Source organism: Pseudodonghicola xiamenensis DSM 18339 (assembly GCF_000429365.1).
GTDB classification, from domain to species: Bacteria; Pseudomonadota; Alphaproteobacteria; order Rhodobacterales; family Rhodobacteraceae; genus Pseudodonghicola; species Pseudodonghicola xiamenensis.
The window spans coordinates 1-4378 of record NZ_AUBS01000073.1 but is presented as its reverse complement, the minus strand read 5'-3'; the positions used below and the strand labels follow the sequence as shown (position 1 = coordinate 4378).

Below are 4378 nucleotides of genomic sequence, written 5' to 3'. Positions count from 1 at the left end.
TTTGCACGAGGATGTCGAGCGTGTCGCCGTTGGCATCCAAGGCCCGCCAGAGCCAGTGTTTCCTGCCGCGGATCGAGATGACGACCTCGTCCAGAGGGGTCTGTTCCGGCTGAGTGCAGGATGACACCCTAAGGGTCTCGTTCCCGACCTTCTTCCCCATTTTGAGCACTGTGGTGGTCTTCGTGGTGGCAATGATCGTGGTGCGACTGTGACGGTGGCAAGATATAGGGGTGATTACTTCACAAGCCGGCCCCGGTTTTCTGCCGCCACCTGTATTCGCCAGTGAGCAGGATGTGGGCCCAGCCAAGCGGTGAGATGTGCGCCAGCAGATCGGGCTCGCAATTCAGACCGGCCCGCCGCCGCGCGGTCACGGCCTGACCGAGGTGCTTGGTGTTCCAATAGATGATGATGGCGGCGAGCAGGTTGAGGCCTGCCATGCGGTAGTGCTGGCCCTCAGCCGTTCGATCCCGGATTTCACCCTGCCGCCCGATGCGCAGGGCGTTTTTCAAGGCGTGGTGCGCCTCGCCCTTGTTTAGCCCGACCTGGGCCCGGCGCTGCATGTCGGCGTCGAGCAGCCACTCGATGATGAACAGCGTGCGCTCGATGCGGCCGATTTCGCGGAGCGCCACGGCCAGCTCGTGCTGACGGGGATAGGCGGCGAACTTCTTGAGCAGCTGACTGGGCGGCAGGACGCCCGTCGCCATGGTGGCCATGGCACGCAGGACGCCCGGCCAGTTCTGGACGATGACGCCTTCGCGGATCTTGCCGCCGATCAAGCCGCGCAACGCGTTCGGCGCGGTGGCGGGATCAAAGAGATAGAGCCGCGTTGACGGCAGATCCCGGATGCGCGGGATGAACCGGTAGGACAGCAGCGCGGTCACGGCAAAGACCTGGTCTGTAAAGCCACCGGTGTCGGCATACTGCTCCGAGATATTCCGCCCGGCCTCGTTCATCAGCAGCCCGTCCAGGATGTAGGGCGCTTCGCTGACGGTGGCCGGAATGTTCTGGGTGGCAAAGGGGCCGAACTGGTCGGAGACATGGGTATAGGCCTTGAGGCCCGGCTCGGAGCCGTATTTCGCGTTGATGAGGTTCATGGCTTCGCCCTGCCGGGCGGCGGGGAAGAATTGCCCGTCACTGGACGCGGTGACGCCGCCACCCCAAAACTGGGCCATGGGCAGCCGGGCTTGTGCCTCAATCACCATGGCGAGGGCCTGGTTGATTGCATCGCTCTCCACGTGCCAGCGGGACAGGCGGGAGAGCTGGAAGTAGTCGTGTGTGCTGGTCGCCTCTGCCATCTTGCTGAGACCGAGGTTCAGGCCTTCAGCCAGCAGCACGGTCAACATCCCGATCTGATCCTTGCAGGGCGCGCCGGTATGCAGATGGGTGAAGGTCTCCGTGAACCCGATATCCGCATCGACTTCCTGCATCAGCTCGGTGATCCGTATGGCGGGCAGCCTGTCGTAGAGATCGAGCACCAGCTCGTCCGCCTCTTCGGGAACCGCCGCGCTCAGGCGCTCGATCTTCAAGACGCCGTTCTCGATCGACCCGCCCGGAATGGCCCCTGCGCGGGCCGCCTTTGCCAGTCGCGCCAGCCCTTCGGTCATGCGCGCCTTGCGGTCGGCAAGCCAGGCTTCCGGATCGAGCGGCACCGCCAGTCTTGGTGCGTCCTTCACCGCCTCAGCGGGAACCAGGGCCTGTTTCAGATCACCGTAGCGCCGGGATTGGGAGAGCCAGATATCGCCGGAGCGGAACGCATCCCGCAGATGGAACAACACCGCCACTTCCCAGAGCCGGTGGCCGTCCTCCTCCTGCGCGTTCAGATGGCGATGCCATTTCGAGCCACGACGCAGGAAGCCCACCGGCCATGTTTCTGGTTTCTCGTCGTCTGCGATCAGCGTACTGGCGTGCAGCAAGGGCGCCGCGACATCCGCCGCCTCGATGTCGAGAACGCGCAGCATGCGCGGGGCATAGCGCCGGAACCGATGATAGCCCTGGCCAACATGGGCCAAGGGGTCAGCGGCCATCGTGTCCGTCAACTCGGCGGCGGTGGCAACTAGCCCTTCGAGCCGATCCCATCCGCAGGCCAGCTCTGTCGCCTGATCCAGGGAAGCCCCATCGCTTCTGGCGTCCAGCAGGGCCAATCCGAGAGATTTGAAGGCGCGCAGGGTGTCCTGCATCGCTGTCTTTGCGTCCGTAATTTTGGCGTCACAAAGCTTCCTCGCGCCCTGCCAGGTTTTGCCGACGATACGGTCATGGGTCTCGACCACCGCGTCGGAAATCGCGGCACACCACTCAACGGCACAAACCGCGAGAATGGCCTGGCGGCGGTCGCTGCTGATGTCACGCAGACCATCGGCAAAGTAGCGTTCGCCCTGACGCCGCAGGCGGGTCACCCGATGGGGTGGAATGCCCGCGAGGATATCTGGCGAGATGTTCAGATCCCGCAGAACCTCCAGCCGATCGAGGAGGCGGCCAACATCGGCCGAGTTCTGACCAACCTCGAATTGGCGCAGCCAGACGAACCGGCTGACCGTGCCGTCGACCAACTCCGTGAGCAGGTTGTCCAGGCGGGTCTTTCTATCCTCATCCAGCCGGTTCACGATGGCACTTTCGATCCGGCGTTCCGCCGCCACGAGCGCATCCGCGCAGAGGCGCTCGATCACGGACACGCCCGGCAGGATCGTCTGGGTCCGGCGGCACTCTTCGACAAGACGGCGGGCCAGATCGTGGTTGGACGTTGCCACCTCCGCCTCGCATGACAGCCAAGCTTTCAGTTCCCGGGCACGGCGCCCAGAGAACATCTTGAACCCGTAGAGTTGGCGGAGGGCATGGAGGTGCTGCTGCCGGGTCTGACGACGGGCTGCATATGGCAGAAGCTCATCCCCCGTCATGCCCAATTGAACTCCGATAAACCGGACGATCGGCTCGGGGATTACCTCGCCCGCAGAAAGTAGACGGCCTGGGTGCCGTAGAGCGCATAACTGCAAGGCAAAGCCGAAGCGGTTCTCTGGACGCCTGCGCTCATTGATGTGTTCGAGGTCATCATCGGACAAAGTGTAGTGGAAGAGGATGCTGGCCTCGTCGGTGGCGAGGTCGAACAACGCCGCGCGTTGGCGTGCGGTCATGATGGTGCGATGCGCCATAGTTCTTTTTGCTTTCTGAAGGGCGTTTGTGTACCTTTGATTTAGATAGAGAATAGGATGTAGCGGGCGCTGGAAATACAAGCTTGTCCCGGACCGCATCCCAAACGATCGTTTAAGATATGACGATGTCCTACCGCTCCGCTACCTGAGGACAAACCATGCTCATCGGATATGCCCGCGTCTCAAAAGCCGATGGCAGCCAATCCCTCGACCTGCAACGAGACGCCCTGATCGAGGCAGGGGTGGGAGCCGATGGGATCTACGAAGATCAGGCCTCTGGAAAACGGGACACCCGTCCAGGCCTTGACGCATGCCTCAAGGCGCTGCGCAAAGGCGATGTCCTCGTTGTCTGGAAGCTCGACCGGCTAGGTCGTGATCTCCGTCACCTCGTGACAATCGTACAAGAACTGACGGATCGAGAGATCGGCCTGCGCGTCCTTACCGGACAGGGTGCGCAGATCGACACCACCACCGCAGCAGGGCGGTTGATATTCGGCATCTTCGCCGCCTTGGCGGAATTTGAACGTGAGTTGATCCGGGAGCGCACGGTTGCCGGTCTCAAGGCCGCCCGCGCCAGAGGGCGAAAAGGCGGCCGAAAGTTCGCGCTGACCAAAGCCCAGGTGCGCCTCGCGCAGGCGGCCATGTCGAACCGCGATACATCCGTCGCGCAGCTCGCCGCAGAGCTCGGCGTCAAACCCGTCACCATCTACAGATATGTCGGCCCAAACGGTGAACTCAGGGACAACGGGAAACGTGTCCTAGCCGCTTAGGGTGTCATCCTGCACTCAGCCGGAACAGACCCCCGGTAGGGGATGTTCACGGCCAAGGTCTTCTGGCGGCGAGATAGCGTGCTGAAGTCGGGCACCGTCCAGTTCAGGCCGACCAGCCGTAGCAGGCTCTCGACGACCCCGGTCGTCTGCCGGAGCGCCATGCCGAACAGCACTTTCATCGAGAGGCACGTCTGGATAGCGGCATCTCTGTAGGTCTGCTGGCGGCCACGCCTGCCTGTCGGCGCGGCATCCCAGCTCATCTCGGGGTCAAACCAGATCGTCAGCGAGCCCCGGCGCTTGAGTGCTTCATTGTAGGCTGGCCAGTTCCTGGTCTTGTAGGTCGGGGGTATGGGTCTGCTCATGCATCCCAGCTACCACCCTGGATTCGCGAGATGAATCCCTCACCCGATTTGTGCAACAGAGCCGTCCCACACCATCCACTTCGCCGGCAAGAAGTCCCCGACG

The 4378-nt window shown here is 62.8% G+C and carries 2 protein-coding genes and 2 pseudogenes; 1 reads left to right on the top strand and 3 read right to left on the bottom strand.

Annotated elements, in window-relative coordinates; genetic code table 11:
- Positions 1-94, bottom strand: a pseudogene (locus G455_RS26265) (DDE-type integrase/transposase/recombinase); the annotation flags it as partial.
- Between the two features lie 145 nt (positions 95-239).
- A complete protein-coding gene (locus G455_RS0121970) occupies positions 240-3143 on the bottom strand; it encodes a Tn3 family transposase (RefSeq protein WP_028095583.1) in 2904 nt (967 codons plus the stop codon).
- A 158-nt stretch (positions 3144-3301) separates the two neighbouring features.
- On the opposite strand from G455_RS0121970, the gene G455_RS0121965 reads away from it, so the two are divergent.
- Positions 3302-3913, top strand: coding sequence for a recombinase family protein (locus tag G455_RS0121965; RefSeq protein ID WP_028095582.1), 612 nt, complete (start codon positions 3302-3304; stop codon positions 3911-3913).
- A gap of 26 nt (positions 3914-3939) precedes the next feature.
- Here the strand turns inward: G455_RS0121965 and G455_RS25195 are convergent.
- Positions 3940-4275: pseudogene (locus tag G455_RS25195) on the bottom strand (IS5/IS1182 family transposase); the annotation flags it as partial.
- Positions 4276-4378: the final 103 nt, after the last annotated feature.

Coding starts and splice junctions, on each gene's coding strand:
- G455_RS0121965 (WP_028095582.1), top strand. CDS start 3,302: ATGCTCATCGGATATGCCCGCGTCTCAAAAGCCGATGGCAGCCAATCC.
- G455_RS0121970 (WP_028095583.1), bottom strand. CDS start 3,143: ATGGCGCATCGCACCATCATGACCGCACGCCAACGCGCGGCGTTGTTC.